We start from the raw sequence: 19,269 nt of genomic DNA, 5'->3' as shown, positions 1-19,269 counted from the left end.
TAGTCACACGCCTCGGCGCGGTTTATTCACGCCGTTTCTGGTTGTTTCTTGCGTCCAGATCGATAAGGGCGTCGGTCAAGGAACGTGCGATATGCGCACGGACCGCCGCCCGATAAGTCTCGTAACTGCCGGTCTGCAGGCCCTTGATGATCTGCCAGTGCTCGGCACTTTCGTCATCAAGCCGCCGCCGCCAGGAATCCAGGCCCCGCTGCACCAAGGATCCAAGGACCTTGTGCTGGATGCTCCGGTACAGCGACAGCAGCAGTGGGTTGCCGCTGAATTCGACAATCTGGCTGTGGAACCGCCCGTTGAGTTCGAGCTTTTCGACATGTTGGATCTGCTCGCTGCGGGTTTGCTGCCGCTCCTGCAACTGCACCAGCACATCGAAATCGGACACCTGCAATTGACCCGCCTTGAGCCGGTCAATGCACAACTCTCCGGCCGTCAGCTCGAGCCCCTGGCGAACCTGCCAGATGTTCCTGATCTGCTGCGCATCCGGCGTACGCACATGAAATCCGCGCCGCTGTACCGCCTCGATAAACCCCTCGGCGGCCAGCTGCATCAGGGCCTCGCGAACCGGGGTGATGCTCACCCCGAACTGCTCGGCCAAGTGATCGGGATAGAGGCGATGCCCCTCCTCGAAATGTCCGCGCATGATCAGTTCGAGCAGTGTGCTGCGCACGTTCTCGCCCAAGGTAGCCCCGGGTTGCCCGACCAGTTGACCCGCACGCGGCCAGTCTTCAGTGCTGCTCGACATTAGTACCTCCTAGTTGAGTGCAGGACGATCTAGTCGATACTGTTCAAGACGCTCAAGGTCTGGCTCACCGCCATGCCCAATTCGGTCGGAGGCAATCAGGGCGCCATCGATGAGCTCGATCGGTTTCACGCCCATGGTGTCGCGCAGCGGATTGAGCAGGCGATTAGCCTCATAGGCATGAAAGCTCTCGGCGGCGCGGCAGGCGTGTACGGATGCCGCGACCGCCGCACAACCGCCAACGCCATGCGGCGCCAGCTTGATGCCTGCCTTGGTGCAGAGTTTGCCGACCGCCAGCAGGCCCGACACGCCACCGGCGCGGCCGATGTTGCACTGCAGGAAATCCACCGCGTCGGCGGCGACCAAAGCTTCATAACTTTGCATGTTGAAGTCGTTTTCACCGGCCCCGATCGGCACCGGCGAGGCACGGCGCACCTCAGCCAGGGCCGCCGGATTGTCTGGATTGATGGGCTCTTCCAGCCAGCCGATGTCATATTGCGGCAGCTCGCGCGCCAGGGCGATGGCCGTTACCACGTCATAGGCGCAGTTGACATCGAGATAGAGCGGCACCGAAGGCCCCAGCGCTTCGCGGGTCGCCTCGATATGCATCAGATCAGTTTCGACCCCTCGCCCGACCTTCAATTTGAAGGAAGTATAGCCCTGCCCGAGATAGTTGCGTGCTTCGGCTGCGGTCTCGGCAGCCGTGTTACGGAACGGAATAGGGCTGACATAAGTCGCCACCGGCCCGGGGCCGCTGCCCAACAAGGTTGCCAACGGCAGGCCAGCGGCGCGGGCCTTCAAATCCCACAAGGCGATATCCACCCCGCTCAGGGCTTCCATTGCTGCGCCGCGGGTGTTGCCCATCGCGTAGAAATAGCTACGCACATCCAGGGTCATTTCATAGGGGTCGTTGATTTCCGCCCCCAGGATCGCCGGAGCGATAACCTTGTTCACCAATGCCGTGGCGGCCAGGGGATGGGGCAGCCCGAAGCATTCGCCATAGCCCACCGCACCGTCATCACTCTCGATTATCACCATGGTGGTGAACTGGCCCGAGCGCGGAATCCGCCGGAAGTGTGCCGCGGGAATGCGGAACTGCTCGGGAACTTGGCCCTCGCCACCAAAAATGCTCGCGAATGAAGCTTCCAGAGGGATGGCGGTAATGCGAGCGATCTTCATGACTGGTCCATATAAATTATAATTTACAAGTTATATGAACTCATGGATGATAGCCGTCAAGCGTGATTTAGACGCCAACCGTCAACTGTGCGGTTCCGGCGCAATGAGGATGAGATCGAAAATGGCCCAGATAAAGCTTGCCGCAATCCGAAAATCCTACGGCAATGCCGAGGTGCTGCATGGTGTCAGCATCGATATCGCCGACGGTGAATTCGTCGCGCTCGTAGGCCCCTCAGGCTGCGGCAAATCCACCTTGCTGCGCATGATCGCCGGATTGGAGCCCATCACCGGGGGCGAGTTGCTGATCGGGGACCGGCTGATGAATGATGTTCCACCCAAGGACCGTGACATCGCCATGGTGTTCCAGAGCTATGCGCTCTACCCCCATATGACGGTGGCGCAAAACATGGGCTTTTCGCTGCGCCTGCGCCGCGCCCCCAAGGCCGAATTTGACGAGCGGGTTGCCAAGGCCGCGAAAATCCTGGGGCTGACCGAATTGCTGGACCGGTTCCCCCGGCAGTTGTCAGGCGGGCAGCGGCAGCGCGTGGCGATGGGCCGTGCCATCGTGCGCGACCCGGCGGTGTTCCTGTTCGATGAACCGCTGTCCAATCTTGATGCAAAACTGCGAGTGCAGACGCGTGGCGAAATCAAATCGCTGCACCAGCGCCTCAAAACCACGACCGTCTACGTGACGCATGACCAAATCGAGGCCATGACCATGGCCGATCGAATTGTGGTGATGAATTCGGGGATCGTGGAGCAGGTCGGCACGCCGCTGGAGCTCTATGACCGGCCGATCAACCGCTTCGTAGCGGGGTTTCTCGGCTCCCCAGCGATGAATTTTTTCGAAGGCAAGGTCGCCCCCGATGGCAGCCGCTTCATGATTGGCAGTTCTACTGCCGTGCCACTGACCCCTGGGCGCTGGCCGGCCGGTGGCGACGCCGTGCTGGGCATTCGCCCCGAGCATATCGTACTCGATGAGAGCGGCACCGAAGCCGAATTGCTGGTGGTTGAGCCAACCGGCTCTGAAACCCAGATCGTCGCGCAGTGGCAGAACCAGAGCTTCACCGCTGTGCTGAAGCACCGTTTTGCCGCTTCCGTCGGCAGCACCATCAAACTCGCCATAGCGCCGGATCAGGAGCATCTGTTTGACGTCAAAAGCGGCCTGCGAATCCAGACGTCAGAACGCGGGTAGTCCATTATGAACAGTTATGATTTGAACGGTCGTGTTGCCATCATCACCGGCGGGGGCCAGGGCATTGGCCTGGCCGTGGCCAAACGAATGCTGGAAAATGGCGCCCAGGTGGCAGTGTGGGACCGGGACCCGGCACTGGTTGCCGAACTTAACCAGCAGTATGGTGATGGTAAGCGACTGCGCGCTATTCCAGTGGACATCGCCGATCTGGTGGCGGTCGAGGCGGCTGCGGCCGAAACCAAGCAGAAATTCGGCAAGATCGACATCCTGATTAATAACGCCGCGATTGTCGGGCCCAACGCCGTAACCTGGGAATATCCAGTACAGGCCTTCGAGGACGTGCTGCGCGTCGGTTTGATGGGCACGTTCCATTGCTGCCGCACCCTGGTGCCCCATATGATCGACGCCAATTATGGCCGCATCGTCAATATGAGTTCGATCGCGGGCAAGGAAGGTAATCCGAATGCCCCGGCCTATTCGGCGATGAAAGCGGCCGTTATCGCGCTGACCAAGTCGCTGGGCAAGGAATTGGCCGGCTATGACATCGCCGTCAACGCGGTGACCCCGGCCGTCGCCAAGACTGTTGGCGCGATGCAGCAGGATCCCGATTTTGTTAGGATGATCCTGGGCAAAATCCCGCGTGGCCGCATGCTGGAGCTAGGGGAAGCCGCCGCCATGATCTGCTGGCTTGCGTCATCGGAAAACTCCTTCACCACTGGTGCAGTGTTTGACCTGTCGGGCGGGCGAGCGACTTATTAACATTGGTACTAAGCCTGGGCAGCACGCGAACGAGAATTTGACCGCCCAGTGGCGCCATCTTCTAGATTTGATGGAGAATGCCGCCATTGAGGGCAATGACCTGGCTGTTGAGGAAATCGCTCGCCGGCGATGCAAGGTAGAGTACAGTGGAGGCAAGATCGTCCGGTTGCCCCCAGCCCATCTGCCTGGCCGCCAGAACGCCCATGAGGCCGACCGCGCCGTCGCCCACGACGGCGACGGTCATGCCGGGCCGAACGCGCGCAGCGTCGGCGGCGTACCAACCCGTGCCGAGAACGTCGGAGGTGGCAAGAAGGCTCGGGATAAGGTCGTCGGCCGGAATTTCTTCGGTGGCGACTAGCGTGCCGTCCGCCAGCGGAACGCGGGCGAAGGAGGCCTGCGCACCTGACATGAACTCGCGCTGCTCGCAGGACGAGTGGAAGCCGTATTGGCAATGGGCAGGTATTGTCTGAGGTGGCAAACGAGCCAACCACGAATTGGCCGGGCCGCACCGTTTTGACGGCGCTGCCGACTTCCATAACGATCCCACAATACTCGTGCCCCATGTGCTGGGGCGAGCTGACAGGGCTGGCGCCGCAGTAGGGCCACAGGTCGGAGCCGCAGACGCAGGTGGCCGACAGCTTGATGATCGCATCGGTGGGTTTGAGGATTTTGGGTTCGGCAACGTCCTCGAAGCGAACGTCGCCGCGGCCGTGGAGCACGGTGGCCAGCATAGCTTTCTCTTCCTTTTGATTATTGGATCAGTTCGATGCGCAGCGGAAATTCGCCACGGACCAACAGGGGCTTAAAGCCATCGTCGAAGCGGCCGAGCCGGATCAGGCCACTGGAATAACGGTAGCCGGCATAGAACAGCGCCAGATTGCCCCAGGGCGCGAAATAACAGAGATCGCCGGGCTGCTCGTTGCTGAAGGCGCCGCTGCCGTCCTCGGTTAGCTTCCTTGGCAGGTAGGCGATCTTTTCATTGTTGGCGTAGTCATCGATGCTCAGGTCCAGCGGCAGCAAGGATGCAAAATCACGCGCCGAGGGATTGTCGTAGAGTGTCGCGGGCATCGTCATGGCGCTGAAGGTCATTCGGATTTTCATGTCGGAGGGCTCCTGACTGGCAGGGTCGCTGCCTTCCTGGCCCAGAGCCAGCCGTGGCGAGACGGCGATGCTGATTGCAGCAGCCAGAAGCGACCGGCGACTGAGACAGGCAACCGACCTATTCACGGCAATTGTCTCTTTTTGAATCTGGGTTATCGGTTTTCGCTCGTGCCAGGTCGTAGCTACCGCCCACGAGGCTAATGGCTAACCAGTCGAAATGCGCCAGGATGCAACCGCCAAATGCGCGGCACCAAAACTTGCGAGCTGTCATTGGCTCCCTATTGCTCGACATCAGGCAACACGCCGATCTGACTGGGCCAGCGTGAGGGTCGAGCGCCATGCGGCCACGGCAAGCAATGAAGAGCCACACAGAAGAACTGCGGCAAAGACGAATGTGCTCCACTAGCCGGCAACGTCGAAAAGGGTGCCGCCAATCGCTGCGCCCAAGGTGATGGCGAGCTGGATCGTGGCAACCTGCAGGCCGCCACCGGCTTCCGCGTCGTCGGGCATGTATCGGCTAAGCCAGGTGCCCCAGCCGACCGGCACCGCTGTGCTGAACAGCCCCCACGCGGCGAGCAGAATTCCAGTGAGGACAGGAGATGTGCCGAAGGCGATCAGCGCGAGTGCGATTGCAGCCATGACCAGGGGAATGGCGGCGACGATGCTGAACAGGCGAGTGGCGAGCAGGCGACTGACGCAGTAGGTGCCCAGCACACCAGCCAAGCCCATGAGAAGCAGAAGCAGCGACAGGGTTTGGATGGAGACCTGCGTCACCGACTCGAGAAAGGGGCGCAGATAGGTGAACAGGGCGAACTGACCCATGAACAGCAACAGGGTTGACGCCATGCCAAGTGCAACCGGCGGACGGGCCAGCAGCCGGAACATGTTGGGGGAACCTTGGCTTTGGCGCGGCGGCAATGACGGCAGCCTGCCCCATTGCCAAACCAGTGCCAGCAAGGTCAGCGGCACGACGAAGAAGAAAGCGCCGCGCCACCCGATATAGGCGCCCAGCAAGCTGCCGACCGGCGCGGAGATGGTCGCGGCGATGGCATTGCCCGCATTGAGCACGGCAAGGCCTTTAGGCACGAGTGCCGGCGGCAGCAGGCGCATGATGATGGAGGTGGACATCGACCAGAAGCCACCAATGGCAACGCCAAGCAGCGCCCGGCCAACCATCAGCACCGTGTAGTTCGGGGCGAAAGTCACGATGGCGCCTGACAGCACCAGTGATGCCGAGAAGGACAGCAGGACCAGGCGGCGGTCCAACTGGCGGGTCAGCCCGGAGATGAAGAGGCTGGTCAGCACCGCGAAGATGCCGGAGATCGAGATCGCCTGTCCCATCTGGCCCTCGGTGACACCGAGCTCAGAGGCGATGGGCGTAAGCAGGCTGACCGGCATGAATTCGGACGCGATTAGCACGGCCACGCAGAGCGCCATGGAGAGGATGGCACCCCACGCCGCAGGCGAACGCACGAGGTTAATGTCTTGGGCCGAGGCCATGGTTTGTGTCATGGCCGCAAGATAGACCACCCCCTCGGCGGTGATTAGCCGTTGCAATCCGCAAGAACTTATCGGCCTATGATATGAGTGCAGCGAGGTGATCGATGAAACGTGAGGATCTGACCGACATGCTTTGGTTCCTCGCGGTTGCCGAGGAGCGCAGCTTCACCAAGGCCGCCGCCAGGCTGGGTACATCGCAGCCGACGCTCAGCCATACGATCAAGCAGTTGGAGGCCCGCATGGGCCTGCGGCTCCTGACCCGGACCACCCGCAGCGTATCGCCCACCGAGGCGGGCGAACGGCTGCTGCGCTCGCTGGCGCCTCGCATTGCCGACCTGGAGAGCGACATCGATGCGTTGTTGGCGACGCGCGACACCCCTTCAGGCACGGTGCGAATTACGTTGTCAGACCATGCCCTGGAGAGCGTGGTGTGGCCCAAGCTCCGGCCGATGATGAGAAATTACCCCGACATCAAGATCGAACTGAACAGCGACAACGGGTTTCGCAACATCGTCGAGGAGCGTTTCGACGCCGGCGTGCGGCTGGGCGAGAGCCTCGACAAGGATATGATTGCGGTTCGGATCGGACCGGACTGGCGCCTTGTCACGGTAGCCTCTGCCGACTACTTCGCGGCCCATGGCACGCCACAACACCCCCAGGAGCTGGTCGACCACGACTGCATCAACCAGCGTCAGATCAGGTCGGGCGGGCTCTACGCCTGGGAATTCGAGAAGGACGGTCGGGCCCTGCGGGTCCGCGTGGACGGGCAGTTCATCTTCAACACTTCCTATGCTCAGATTGACGCTGCAGCCAACGGCTATGGGATTGCCTATCTGCCAGAAAATCTTGTTGAACGGGACATCGCCTCGGGGCGGTTGGTCCAAGTTCTGGACGACTGGTCACCGATTTTCGCCGGATACTACCTTTACTACCCCAGCAGGCGGCAGAATTCGCCAGCGTTTTCAGTCGTTGTGAATGCTCTGCGCGTTTAGGAAGATGAGATAGCACCCGTGAGGCAATGGCGCCGCTGGGGTTGGTCGCCAGAGCGTCCACTTATGGGAGCGGTTAGGGCCTGCTGAACGACCGAAATGGGCGCTGAGCTGCCTCCAGTTCGAACGGTTGAATGGCAGCTTCTTTAATCGGGCATTGAGGTCAAGCTCCAATCTTCTCCCACTGCGTTTCGTCCTAGCGGGTCACGCTTCTTTCCGTGGTCGGCATAGCGGCGCGAGCCGGAGCTGCCACAAGCATTGGTCGGATCGGGTCGGGGTGCCTTGCTTTCAGACGCGCTATGATGCGCAGCAGCCATTTGCGGCTTTGCCCCGGCTCCCTCGTCCGCACCGGACGAACTGCAACGAAGAGCTGGTTTCCTGGTAGGCGATCACATCGTCAGGCGAGCGCCTCCTTCTCGACGTTGCAGAACATGGTGCCGTCGGTCCACATGGCATGGAGCACAACGGCAAGTTTACGGGCTACCGCAACCATCGCGCGTTTGCGGCCCTTCCGCCGGGCCAGCCGGGCGCCGAAGTTGCGCAAAGACGAGGGTTGGCCTCGACCGTTCATGATGGTGTTGGCCGCCATAAAGAGGGCGGACCGAACCTCGACATCGCCGGCCTTGGATATGTGGCCTGGATTATCCTTTTCGCCAGACTGGTAACGTCTGGGCGTGAGCCCAAAATGGGCAGCCACCGTCTTCGAGCGCCGGAAGCGCTTGGGGTCATCCACTGCTGCCTTGAAGGTCAGAGCGGCGACAAAACCCACCCCCGGCGCTGGCATGAGCAGTTGGCAAACCGGATCATCATGCGCGCTGGACCTGACGCGCTTATCGATCTCGAGAAACGCGCGGTAAAGATGACCGCGGGCGTCCAGCAGCGGACCAAGCGCTTCATCAAGTGCTGGATCGGCCATCACAGCCTGGCGCGCCATATCCTCGAACCGGGCATGATAGATCTGCGCTGGCAGCTTGAAGCCGTAGACCTTGAGTAGTCCGCGCACCTCGTTCTCGAGGTCGATCCGCCGCCGGAGCAAAGCTTTGCGTGCCGCCAGCAGTGTCTTCAGTCTCTGGCTCTCAAGGCTCCTTACATGCACCTCGCGGTACCAGCCGGTGCGCAGGATCTGGGCTATGCCGCGTGCATCGTTCCGGTCGGTCTTGTTGCGCAGGCTCGACAGGGTCGTCTTCACCTGGCGGGCTTCCATTACAACAACCCGAAAGCCTTCAGCGCGCAGCCCCGCCTTCAGCCATGGCGTGAGGTTGCCGGTCTCCAGCGCCACGCCATCAACAGGCGCGGCAAAACCTCGTATCGCGTCGGCAATCTCATCGATCTCAGAGGCAACTTCTCTATCGCGGTTTGTGTCAAGGGCCGAACGGCGTCATCTGCCGCCAAGTGGTGGCATTGTCAGGCTTGGAAGAACGACGCCGACGAGGCGCACATTGGGTTAGGCTTTTGCTGCTTGGCATGAGGTGGTGGACACACGGGGCTCGCGCTTCTCTTCGGGGTCGGCGCTGCGGCCGCCCCAAGATGGAGTAAGAGAGGCGGAATGGATCAATCTTTTGGGCGCCCTTGCCAACTGGAGGGCTGCTGCCAGTACGATCTCATGCCACCTTCGTCCCCGTGAGGACCTCTTTCCTGCCGAGGCAGAACCGTTAAAGCTCCTGTAAGTGGGTAATCAGGCGCAAATTGCGGCGGGTTCGCTGCCCCAGCGGAAGTCAGTCCCGTCGGTCCACATCCGGTGCAGGACCACCGCCAGGCGGCGGGCCACAGCAACAATGGCACGCCGCTGGCCTCGGCGCTGCGCGACCCGCATGCCCCACGCCTTCAGCCACGACCATTTCACGCGCTGGGTGAGCAGAACCTGCGCGGCCTCGTACAGCATCGTGCGCAGCATGGTGTCGCCGGACTTTGAGATGCCGCCATCGTAGTCGATCTCACCTGACTGATGACGACGAGGCGTCAATCCCACATGGGCACCCACCGCCCTGGAATGGACAAAGCGCTGAGGCTGGTCGACAGTCGCGCGGTAGGTCAGCGCAACAACAGCGCCGACACCCGGCGCCGTCATCAATCGCCAGCAGACGGGATCACGCCGCACGACGTCGAGCAGCATCCTGTGCAGCCTGGTGAACTCCTGGCGCATGACGCGACGGATGGTCAGCATCGGCTCGATGATGGCGGCAAGCCGGGGTAAACTTTCGACCAGCTCGCGGATACGCGTCTCGAATCCAGCTTGTCCGACGACGCCGACCTTCAGGCCGAAGTTGCGTAAGGTGCCGCGCAGATCGGCATCGACGTCGAGCATCTTGCGCTGCACCAGCTTGCGCGCCGTCAGCAGCATGCGCTTTTCTTGGCTGGCCAACGTCTTCACATGCACCGGTTTGAACAGGCCCACGCGCATCATCTGGGCAATGCCGCGCGCGTCGTGCCGGTCGGACTTGTTGATTTGCTGCGCCTTCAGCAGCGACTTCATGTGGCGGGTCTCGACGCAGATCACGGGCAGACCGGCTTCCGCCATGCCGTTGACCAGCCACTGCGACAACGGCCCGGCCTCGATCCCTACCCGGCCATAGTCCTCGCCAATCGACGTCAGCAGCGTGACGATGTCGTCTGGCTCGGACGGCACCTTCTGCTCACATATTACCTTTCCGGTCTCATCGACGACGCACACCGCCGTCTCCTTGACCGACACGTCCAGTCCCACGAAATAAGCCATCGCCTCGCTCCTTCCCTCGATGCCGAGGCCAGGTGCGACCTCGCCAGCATCGTATACGAAGGGGCTGCAGCCTCCCGATCTCCGATCGTGCCGCAGCCGCCGCGATACACCATCTTCTGGAAATATCAGCGAACTTTGGGCCAGTTCATCATTCTCCACCTAGCAATGCATCATCTGATAACCGGCGATCCAAGGTCGATCTATTGAATGAAGCTGTCCAGCCGTAGGCTTAGTTCGCCATATTTCGACAGCGATTACGCAGCTCTCCAAGGCCGGTTGCAGTAATAACGATTTCGTCGCCGGGCTGCAAAAATTCTGGCGGATTTCGGGCCATTCCAATGCCGCTTGGTGTGCCGGTCAGGATGACGTCGCCTGGAAATAAGGTCATACCAAAGGACAATTCGGCGATGAGTTCTTCGAGCGAAAATGCCATTTGCCGGGTCGAGGCGGATTGTCTGAGAGCGCCGTTCACTCTGGTCTCGATTCTGACCTCGGAAAGGTCGATCTCGTCTGCGGTGGCAATATAGGGCCCGATCGGGCTGCATCGATCGAGGCTTTTTCCCTTGAGCCACTGTCCGCCATGCCGGCGCTGCAGGTCGCGCTGTGACACATCGTTGGCCAGCATATAACCAAACACATGCTCCATCGCCTTTTCGGCCTTGATCGAGCATCCTTCGCGCCCAATGACGATCGCCATTTCGCCTTCATAGTCCCACTTCTCGGACAGGGACAGATCGAGGGGAATATCGTCATAAGGTCCGGTAAGAGAATTTGGGGCCTTGGTGAAGAACGTAGGCGCGGTCGGTCGCTCGACTTCCTGACCTTCACGACGACCAATCCCTTCCTCGAAATGATCCCAGTAGTTCCAGCCCGTGCAAAGAACGTCACGGCGGAAACGCTGGATGGGCGCCAGGAACTGCGCGTCGGTAGCCGAGACCCGCTCGATCGACGCTGCCTTCAGTTTTTCCAGCTCAGTGACGCTCAGGCCGGCAAGCTCAGAAAGGTCCCCGGCCTGCTGGTCGAGCAGAATATACTCATCACCCTCCAACACGGCGACGTGCTTAAGCGATCTGACGAGAAGAGTAGCCAATTTCATTGTCGTGATCCGATGGATAGGGGTGCAGTTCAGCGAAGTGGTGAAAACGCCAGGGGCGTCAAAAAGCGGTTTTCCATTTTGAGGATCAGTGGCGTGCACTGGACTAGGTACTGCTGCCAGACCGGTTCGGCGGCCAGCCTATCACGCCGCTCTTGCCGCTGCGTGAAATCGGCATAACCCCACAGATGGACCAGATTGCTGAGGTCGCCGGATTCCGTGGTGAAATAGCCGATCAAATTGCCCAGGAAGAATTCCTGCAGCGCACGCGGCCCGCTGTCGTAGAGAGCCAGATAGGCATTCAACTGTCCTGCCTTTATGCGGTAAGTCCGCTCCTCGACGATCAATGGTCCCGGTCCCGCTGCAGACCTGCCTCTTCGGAGACCCTCCGATAAGCGGCCCCAGCGGTGAAGCCACCATCGATGACAAAGTCCTCGCCGGTGACGAAGGATGCTTCGTCGCTGACCAGATAGGCGACGAGATACGCAATCTCGTCTACACTTGCAGCGCGCTTGAGGGGGGTCATTTCAATCATTGGCTTGAGATGGGGCGCCTCAGCGTTCAGATCGGTCAGCACCAGCCCGGGACAAACCGCATTCACTCGGATTTTCTGGCCGGCGAACTCCATTGCGGCGGCTCGCGTTAGCCCCCTCAGAGCCCATTTGCTGGCGGTGTAGCCGGGATCGTAATGGGCCGAAAATGCGCTGTTGGACGATATGTTCACCACGGCGCCGCCGCGCAAGCCAAGCAACGGGGCCAATTTCTTGATGCCAAGAAATGCGCCGGTGACATTGATGCTCATGAGCCTCGACCATGCCTCCAATGAGGTATCTGCAATCGAGCTTCTATTGATGATGCCGGCATTGTTGACGAGAATTTCAAGGGAGTCCGACTGCTCCCGAACCAGGTCTGCAACGCGGTCCCAGTCATCCTCAAGAGCAACATCGAGCCGGGCAAACCGGATATCCAATCCTCCCGACACAAGCGTGTTCGCTGCCTCTCGGCCCTCCGCTTCAAGGACGTCGCAGATGATAACTGACGCCCCTTTCTCTGCCAGCAGTTTGGCCTCGGCCAGTCCTTGGCCGCGCGCTGCGCCAGTGACGACAGCTGTCTTGTTCTTAAGGTTCATGAAAGCTCCTAGTAGGTTGCGCGGCCGCCCGAAAGGTCATGCACCGCGCCGGTCGTGAAGGTGCATCCCGGCGAAATCAGCCACGCTGCGAGTTCTGCCACCTCACCGGGCGTACCCGCTCGACCCATGGGAATCTTGGCCATGTTCTGCGCCACGATCTCAGGCTTCATTTGTTTTAGGAGGTTGGTGTCGATGAGCGCAGGGGCGATGGCGTGGGTGCGCGTTCTCGTGTGTGCCAATTCGCGGCCGACAGACTTTGTAAGGGCGATCAGGCCGGCCTTGGCGGCAGAATAAGCCGCCATCCTGGGATTGCCCTCCTTACCGGCAATAGAAGCGATCGTGACGATATGGCTGGGTGCTTCGGCATCAAAGCATTCCAGCGCTGACTGGATGCAGTTGAACGCCCCATTGAGATTTATGTCGATAAGCCGTTTCCACTCGTCGGCTGTGTACTGTTGCGTGAGCTTGGTTGGGCCGGTGGCGCCGACTGCGTAGACCAGAGCATCAACACCGCCCATTGCCGCAACAGCCGCGTCCATGGCGGCCCCGACCGCAGCAGCATCGGTGACGTCCACCCTACGTGCTGTGCCCGAGCATGGCCCAGGAAACGTCAGATCCCAAACCTCCACTGCCGCGCCGTGCTCTTGCATACGCAAGGCGATGGCCTGCCCGATCTGCCCGCCACCTCCAGCGATGACGACCCGACGGCCGCCAAGATCATAGATGTTGCTTTTGGTCAGTTGAAACCCTCCCACTGCCTTTGGCGCGTTTTTCCAAAGACTTAATCGCGTCAACTCCCGATCGTCAAGAAATTATCACTATGTGATTTTTTCCAAAAAACACCTTCCAAATAAGTCTGCCAACAGGACGGTTGTACCGCAGAAGGAACTTACACATTCAATTTCACCCTGGTTGACTTGTCTCACCATTTGAGACAATTTTCTGACAGGAGCGGCGAGCAAACGCCGCCGCCAACCGTTAAGGGAGTGAGAAGAAATGCCAAGGATTAAAACAACGGCGGCTTGCGCCGCAGTCGCCATTCTGGTGGCCACTGCGCTTCCAGCTGCAGCTCAGACGATCAAATTCAGCTACCCGGTCTCCAGCGAAAGCACGATGGGCCGGACCGTGGCGCACTTTGCGGACCTAGTGAGCGAGAAGACCGACGGCAGTGTGACCGTACGCGGTTTTCCCGATGCTCAGCTTGGCAATGAAATCCAGTCAATTTCTTCGGCCCAGGGTGGCATCGTTGAAATGTCGGTGACTACCACTGCAGGCCTTGCCGCTTTGGTGCCCGAGTTCGATCTGTTCCAGCTGCCGTTCACCTTCTCGAGTTATGAGCAGCTCGACGCGGTCTCGCGCGGTCCGGTGGGCCTGTCCGTGCTCGACAAGATGGAAGCCAGCAATCTCAAGGGACTCTGCTATTGGGATTACGGTTTCCGCAACATCACCAACAACCAGCGGCCCGTTCAGCAGCTGTCCGACGCTGAAGGGCTGCGCATTCGCACCATTCAGAACAAGGTCTATATCGACTCGCTGTCGGCGATGGGGATCAATCCCACGCCACTGCCATTCCCGGAAACTTTCACGGCGCTCGAGACCGGCGCTATCGACGGCAACGAGATTGCCAACGACGTCACCCGTGCCAGTTCCTTCTACGAAGTGCAGGATTACATCACCGAGACCAAGCATTTCACCACACTCTCGGTAGTGTTCAGCAGCAAGGCATTTTGGGATGGTCTTGACGCAGACCAGCAGGCCGCTGTGCAGGAGGCTTGCGACGAGTCGTCTGCCTACAACCGCGAAATCATCAACGCATCGAGCGAAGAAACTCTGACCTACCTGCAGGAGCAGGGCATGGAGCTCAGCGTGATCTCGGAAGAGGCATTGCAGGAATTCCGCGATGCGGTGAAGCCGGTTGTGGACCAGGTGACCTCGAGGCTCGATGCGCAACTCGTCGAAGATTTCAATGCTGAAGTCGCCAAGGGCGCAACGGCTCAGTAATGCACAGGGCTTTCCCTGACGACTAGGGAGAGCCCAAGCTTTTGCTCCTTCGCGCGAAGCCCCGCTCTCATTTTTTCTTAGGAAGCAAGAATGTTACTCAACGGCAAAACGGCCGTCGTCACCGGTGCGGGCAACCCCGAAGGCATTGGCTTCGCCGCTGCAGAAGCCTTCATCTCCCAGGGGGCACGTGTTCTGCTCGTCGACATCAACGAAGAGCAACTGGTGGATGCTTCGACATCGCTGGGCGAGATGGCTTCCTACATCTGTGCCGACGTTCGCTCCGAAGACAGCGTCCGTAAAGTGTTCAGCCATGCCAGCCAGCATTTTGGCAGCCTTGATATCCTGCTCAACAATGCCGGCATCACGCAGCCCCGAAAAACGGTCGATATCACCCGCGAGGACTATGACGCCATCATGGACGTCAATCTGCGCGGTACCTTGATCGTTACGCAGCAGGCGCTTGCGCTCATGACTTCTGGCGCTTCGATCATCTGTATCGCCTCGATCGCCGCACAACGCGGCGGCGGCTTAATGGGCGGTCCCCATTATGCAGCGTCAAAAGGCGGTGTCTCCAGCTTGGTCAAGGCCATAGCAAGAGACGTATCTCCATCTGGCATCAGGATAAACTCAATAAACCCGGGCGTTATTATGTCCCGGATGACGAAAGACTTCTACACCCAGCAAATCACTGACAGGGTGTTGCCAACCATTCCCCTTGGCCGGTTTGGCCAGCCTTCCGACGTCGCATCCGCCTGCGTCTTTCTCGCCTCCGACATGTCTTCGTACATAACCGGCTCGTCGATTGACGTGAACGGCGGAATGCACATGAACTAAATCGATAATTAGCTAGGATATTGCCATGACCGACAAAGTCGTTCCGGTTGTTACACGTGCAGATGCTCTGGACACAAATACCGAACAGTCCGGAGATGCCGTGCGCAGATCGGGCGTCAGCCCGCAACACACACCCGCAACCCGTCTGTGGTTCGGTCAGGTGTCCAACGAGCCGGGCTTCCGCTCCCCGCCGCACCACCATGGCGAAGCCGAAACCGGCGGCTATGTGCTCAAGGGGCATGGCCGGATCTATTTCGGCGAGAACTTCGATGAATTTGTCGACATGACAGAAGGTGACTTCGTCTTTGTTCCCCCCAACATGCCCCATGTCGAGGCCAATATGAGCACCACGGAGCCGCTGGTCTGGCTGACCTGCAGGACGCCTGACAATATCGTCGTCAATTTGCCGGACATTCAGGACGGTGCGTTGCCAGGCTACAAGCGCGCTTAGACAGAATTGCGGCAAGTACCGCCTGAGGAGGGGCGCATGTCCAGATTGATCGAGCTCTACTTTACGCTACTGAAGTGGTTCGTGGTGCTGTGCCTTGCAGGCATGGTAGTCCTTGTCTTCGGCAATGTCATTTTGCGCTACTTCTTTAACTCCGGGATCACGCAATCCGAGGAGTTCTCCAGATGGCTTTTTGTCTGGACGGTATTCGTTGGTGCAATCATCGTACTGCGCGAAAACGGTCACCTGGGGATCGACTTCATCGTCAACAGCTTGCCGCGCCCCTTGCGCATAGTTGCGCTGACCCTGTCCCACCTGCTGATGATCTACGCAACCTGGCTGATCATTGCCGGCAGCTGGGTCCAGGTACGAGTGAACATGAATACGTTTGCGCCGGCCACCGGCCTTTCACAGGCTCTATTCTTCGGTGTCGGGCTTGTTTTCGGCGTGTCATCAGGTGCAATTCTCATCTCCCGGCTAGTATTGATCCTTACAGGAAAAATGGATCGCCTGTCTTCGATCGATGAAGAGCAGATTGCCTTGCAGCGTGTGGGAGTCAAATAAATGGCAGTCCTGATTTTCGTCGGTTCCCTGCTCGGGAGCATGGCCATCGGTATGCCGATTGCCTACGCCCTGATCATGACCGGCATCGCTTTCATGGTTTACCTCAACATGTTTGACGCTCAGATCATTGCGCAGAACATGTTGAACGGTGCTGACAGTTTCCCGCTGATGGCCGTACCCTTCTTCATGCTCGCAGGCGAAGTTATGAATGCCGGGGGGTTGTCGAAGCGCATCGTCAATCTGGCGGTTGCAGCGGTCGGCCACATCCGTGGCGGCTTGGGATATGTGGCAATTCTCGCTGCCCTGATGCTGGCGAGCCTTTCGGGGTCGGCCGCCGCCGATGCCGCAGCGCTGTCAGCAATTCTTATCCCCATGATGGTCAAGGCGGGTCACGACGGGGGCCGCTCTGCCGGCCTCATCGCCTCAGCCGGCATTTCCGCGCTGATCATTCCGCCATCGATCGGCTTCATTCTCATCGGTGTCGTCGGTCGTATATCCATAACGGACATCTTCGTCGCGGGCATCGCACCCGGCCTCATCATGGGAATTGCGCTAACAGTGGTGTGGTTTTTGGTTTCGAGGTCCGAGCATACCATTTCTCCGCCCAAAGTGCCCTTCAGGACGGTGCTTAAGGAAGCTTGGGCAGGTATCTGGGCACTGATGTTGCCGCTGATAATTCTGGTCGGGCTGCGTTTTGGTGTTTTTACGCCCACTGAGGCCGGTGTCGTGGCAGCGGTCTATGCGCTCTTTGTGTCTTTGGTCGTTTATCGGGAACTCAAGATTTCCGACCTCTTTGACGTATTCCTGGGGGCGGCCAAGACCACCGCCATGGTCATGTTCCTAGTCGCCGCGGCGCTGGTGTCGAGCTGGATGATAACGGTTGCAGGACTCACAGATCAGGTGGCTGGACTGATTGCTCCTTTTGCATCGGACCCAAGATTGCTGATGGCGGCGATTGTTGTTCTGGTGCTGGTGATAGGTTCCGCAATGGACATGGTGCCGATCATCCTGATTCTAGTTCCGGTTCTGCTGCCCAGCGTGAGAGCTGCCGGCATCGACCCTGTGTATTTCGCAGTAGTATTTATGATGGCGACCGCGGTCGGACTTCTCACGCCGCCTGTTGGCGCAGTGCTCAATGTGGTAGCGGGAGTATCCAGGATCTCGCTCCCAAGGGTCATCATGGGAGTTTGGCCCTTCCTGCTGGCACAACTAGCTGTATTGGTCCTAATGGTTATCTTTCCTGAGTTGATCACCTTCCCTGCAGCTCTCTTGCTAGGCGAGTGATGGCGAATTTGCTCGATACCGGTGGTGTGATTGAACAGCTTAGATAAGATGCTCGCGATCTTGGATGAGTTCGATGAGAACACGCTGACCATCGACATTTCACGAGCCGCAGAACGTTGCGGCTCGTCTCGGGCGAGCACATACCGCTACCTGCAGGCTTTGACGCGAGCAGGACTGCTGACACCGGCGAGTGGCGGCACCTATACAGTGGGCTCTCGGGTCATCGAGCTCGAGATGCTCAAACGAGAGAACGACCCTCTTCTTCGGGCTGGGCGGCATCTGATCCGCTTCAGCTCCGAGGAGCTCCAGCTTAACCTGATGCTTTGCAGTTATTATGGAGACAAGGTCCTTTGTGCGGATCTGGCGTGGACTGACCACACTATCCCTGAAATTTACAAGCCTGGTCGTCCCATGCCCATTTTCAAAGGGGCGATGGCCAAGGTTATTTTGGCAAGTTTGTCGGTTTCACAACTCAAGAGCATTTATGCTCACAACGCGTCCCTGATCGAGGAAAGCGCGCTTGGAGTTGACCTGGCCGACTTCCTGAGCCGTATGGCAATCATCAGAGATGCCCAATACTGCATAACACATGCAGAAGTTTTTTCCGGCCTCGTGGGCATTGCCGCACCTGTCAGCGATGCAGAAGGGAGAGTGCTTGGCAGTGTGGTCTTCGTTGTTTCAGCCCGTCGGTTCGAAGCGAACGATCCAAACTACTTCATCGACAATATTAGAAATATTGCGTCGGAGATCGAGCGGCGCATAAGCGGAAGTGCCAAGCAGTCAGGTAGCGGCATTGTTGTTGCGGCTCGCCCTGGTCGCAGCCCCAAATACAAAGCTTGATCTAGACATTTTCAGCGAAACCTTTGGTTTAACCGAGTAGGGGCGCGCTGCAGGCGTCTGCCTACACGAGCTTGCATGTAGCCAGTACCACCGCACTGCCACCTATTCAGATCCGGGCGGGAGCCCTTAGATCTCCTCCAAAAATGAGTAGAGTCCGTCCATTGAAGGAGACGGACGATGAAGGCTTCGCGAATCAGCGAGGAGCAGATTATTGGCATGATCAAAGCGCAGGAGGCGGGCATGCCGACTGCCGATGTATGCCGCAAGCACGGCGTGAGCAGCGCGACGTTTTACAATACAAGGCCAAGTTCGGCGGCATGGACGTCAGCGAGGCGCGGCGGCTCAAGGTGCTGGAGAACGAGAACGCCCGGCTCAAGAAGCTGCTGGCCGAGGCGATGCTGGACAACGCCATGCTCAAGGACCTCAGCACAAAAAAATGGTAACGCCCGCCGTCAGGCGAGAAGCCGTGGCTTACCTCTGCGAGGCCTTCGCGGTGAGCCAGCGTCGGGCGTGTTCGGTGATCGGGATCGATCGAACATCGGTGCGTTATGTGAGCACGCGATCCGATGATCAGGCCGTTCGGGCGCGGCTGCGCGAACTGGCGGCCGTGCGCTGCCGGTTCGGCTATCGCCGGCTGCATGTGCTGCTTGATCGGGAGGGGATCGTGCTCAACCACAAGAAGTTGCGGCGGATCTATGCCGAGGAACGGCTGCAGGTTCGCCGTCGCGGCGGCCGCAAAAGAGCCTTGGGTACGCGGGCGCCCATGGTCCTGCCGTCAGGTCCGAACCAGCGTTGGTCCCTGGATTTTGTCAGCGATGCACTGACCGATGGTCGTAAGCCTCCGGCGGAGGCCGCCTTGCGATGCTGGTACCTGGTGATGATG

18 protein-coding genes and 3 pseudogenes are annotated in these 19,269 nt (G+C 59.4%); 10 read left to right on the top strand and 11 right to left on the bottom strand.

Annotated features, from left to right (window positions below):
- Positions 1–22 precede the first annotated feature (22 nt).
- Together BUA69_RS15400 and BUA69_RS15395 are read right to left on the bottom strand one after the other, a co-directional pair.
- Entirely contained in the window at positions 23–757 is a 735-nt protein-coding gene (locus tag BUA69_RS15400; RefSeq protein WP_052950549.1) for a GntR family transcriptional regulator, read from the bottom strand.
- 9 nt (positions 758–766) lie between these two features.
- Positions 767–1,933 (bottom strand): mandelate racemase/muconate lactonizing enzyme family protein, encoded by a 1,167-nt coding sequence (locus BUA69_RS15395; protein WP_046135281.1) that lies wholly within the window; start codon positions 1,931–1,933, stop codon positions 767–769.
- Between the two features lie 121 nt (positions 1,934–2,054).
- Between BUA69_RS15395 and BUA69_RS15390 the strand changes: the two genes are divergently transcribed.
- Both BUA69_RS15390 and BUA69_RS15385 read left to right on the top strand, forming a co-directional pair.
- Positions 2,055–3,128 carry an ABC transporter ATP-binding protein gene (locus BUA69_RS15390; protein WP_046135282.1) on the top strand — a complete coding sequence of 358 codons (1,074 nt, stop codon included), beginning with the start codon at positions 2,055–2,057 and terminating at the stop codon, positions 3,126–3,128.
- A gap of 6 nt (positions 3,129–3,134) precedes the next feature.
- Entirely contained in the window at positions 3,135–3,887 is a 753-nt protein-coding gene (locus tag BUA69_RS15385; RefSeq protein WP_046135283.1) for an SDR family NAD(P)-dependent oxidoreductase, read from the top strand.
- Positions 3,888–4,053: 166 nt separating this feature from the next.
- Here the strand turns inward: BUA69_RS15385 and BUA69_RS15380 are convergent.
- From BUA69_RS15380 to BUA69_RS15370, 3 genes and pseudogenes are all read right to left on the bottom strand, one after another.
- Positions 4,054–4,618, bottom strand: a pseudogene (locus tag BUA69_RS15380) (alcohol dehydrogenase catalytic domain-containing protein); the annotation flags it as partial.
- A 19-nt stretch (positions 4,619–4,637) separates the two neighbouring features.
- Positions 4,638–5,114 carry a cyclophilin-like fold protein gene (locus tag BUA69_RS15375; RefSeq protein WP_046135284.1) on the bottom strand — a complete coding sequence of 159 codons (477 nt, stop codon included), beginning with the start codon at positions 5,112–5,114 and terminating at the stop codon, positions 4,638–4,640.
- Positions 5,115–5,279: 165 nt separating this feature from the next.
- Positions 5,280–6,488 (bottom strand): annotated as a pseudogene (locus tag BUA69_RS15370) (MFS transporter).
- Between the two features lie 104 nt (positions 6,489–6,592).
- Between BUA69_RS15370 and BUA69_RS15365 the strand changes: the two are divergent.
- Positions 6,593–7,480 carry a LysR family transcriptional regulator gene (locus tag BUA69_RS15365; protein WP_046135285.1) on the top strand — a complete coding sequence of 296 codons (888 nt, stop codon included), beginning with the start codon at positions 6,593–6,595 and terminating at the stop codon, positions 7,478–7,480.
- A 394-nt stretch (positions 7,481–7,874) separates the two neighbouring features.
- On the opposite strand, the gene BUA69_RS15360 is transcribed toward BUA69_RS15365, so the two are convergent.
- From BUA69_RS15360 to BUA69_RS15335, 6 genes are all read right to left on the bottom strand, one after another.
- Positions 7,875–8,807 carry an IS110 family RNA-guided transposase gene (locus BUA69_RS15360; protein WP_046135286.1) on the bottom strand — a complete coding sequence of 311 codons (933 nt, stop codon included), beginning with the start codon at positions 8,805–8,807 and terminating at the stop codon, positions 7,875–7,877.
- 345 nt (positions 8,808–9,152) lie between these two features.
- Entirely contained in the window at positions 9,153–10,193 is a 1,041-nt protein-coding gene (locus BUA69_RS15355) for an IS110 family RNA-guided transposase (RefSeq protein WP_046135287.1), read from the bottom strand.
- Positions 10,194–10,422: 229 nt separating this feature from the next.
- Positions 10,423–11,289 carry a fumarylacetoacetate hydrolase family protein gene (locus BUA69_RS15350; protein WP_046135288.1) on the bottom strand — a complete coding sequence of 289 codons (867 nt, stop codon included), beginning with the start codon at positions 11,287–11,289 and terminating at the stop codon, positions 10,423–10,425.
- Between the two features lie 29 nt (positions 11,290–11,318).
- Positions 11,319–11,633 carry an NIPSNAP family protein gene (locus tag BUA69_RS15345; RefSeq protein ID WP_046135289.1) on the bottom strand — a complete coding sequence of 105 codons (315 nt, stop codon included), beginning with the start codon at positions 11,631–11,633 and terminating at the stop codon, positions 11,319–11,321.
- Positions 11,630–12,415 (bottom strand): SDR family NAD(P)-dependent oxidoreductase, encoded by a 786-nt coding sequence (locus tag BUA69_RS15340; protein WP_046135290.1) that lies wholly within the window; start codon positions 12,413–12,415, stop codon positions 11,630–11,632. Before BUA69_RS15340 ends, BUA69_RS15345 begins: the two co-directional genes overlap by 4 nt.
- Before the next feature lie 8 nt (positions 12,416–12,423).
- Positions 12,424–13,209 carry an SDR family NAD(P)-dependent oxidoreductase gene (locus BUA69_RS15335; RefSeq protein WP_244468751.1) on the bottom strand — a complete coding sequence of 262 codons (786 nt, stop codon included), beginning with the start codon at positions 13,207–13,209 and terminating at the stop codon, positions 12,424–12,426.
- Positions 13,210–13,411: 202 nt separating this feature from the next.
- Between BUA69_RS15335 and BUA69_RS15330 the strand changes: the two genes are divergently transcribed.
- From BUA69_RS15330 to BUA69_RS21320, 7 genes and pseudogenes are all read left to right on the top strand, one after another.
- On the top strand, positions 13,412–14,416 hold the full coding sequence (locus BUA69_RS15330) for a DctP family TRAP transporter solute-binding subunit (RefSeq protein ID WP_046135291.1): 1,005 nt from the start codon (positions 13,412–13,414) through the stop codon (positions 14,414–14,416).
- Positions 14,417–14,506: 90 nt separating this feature from the next.
- Positions 14,507–15,250: an SDR family NAD(P)-dependent oxidoreductase gene (locus BUA69_RS15325; protein WP_046135292.1), complete on the top strand. Its 744-nt coding sequence runs from the start codon at positions 14,507–14,509 to the stop codon at positions 15,248–15,250.
- 25 nt (positions 15,251–15,275) lie between these two features.
- Entirely contained in the window at positions 15,276–15,701 is a 426-nt protein-coding gene (locus BUA69_RS15320) for a cupin domain-containing protein (protein WP_046135293.1), read from the top strand.
- A 36-nt stretch (positions 15,702–15,737) separates the two neighbouring features.
- Positions 15,738–16,262: a TRAP transporter small permease gene (locus BUA69_RS15315; protein WP_046135294.1), complete on the top strand. Its 525-nt coding sequence runs from the start codon at positions 15,738–15,740 to the stop codon at positions 16,260–16,262.
- Entirely contained in the window at positions 16,263–17,546 is a 1,284-nt protein-coding gene (locus BUA69_RS15310) for a TRAP transporter large permease (RefSeq protein WP_046135295.1), read from the top strand.
- Between the two features lie 30 nt (positions 17,547–17,576).
- Entirely contained in the window at positions 17,577–18,386 is an 810-nt protein-coding gene (locus BUA69_RS15305; protein WP_052950550.1) for an IclR family transcriptional regulator, read from the top strand.
- 177 nt (positions 18,387–18,563) lie between these two features.
- A pseudogene (locus tag BUA69_RS21320) lies at positions 18,564–19,224 on the top strand (transposase); the annotation flags it as partial.
- Positions 19,225–19,269 lie beyond the last annotated feature (45 nt).

It is taken from the genome of Devosia limi DSM 17137 (assembly GCF_900128975.1).
Lineage (GTDB): Bacteria > Pseudomonadota > Alphaproteobacteria > Rhizobiales > Devosiaceae > Devosia > Devosia limi.
This window is presented reverse-complemented; position numbering and strand designations above follow the sequence as displayed.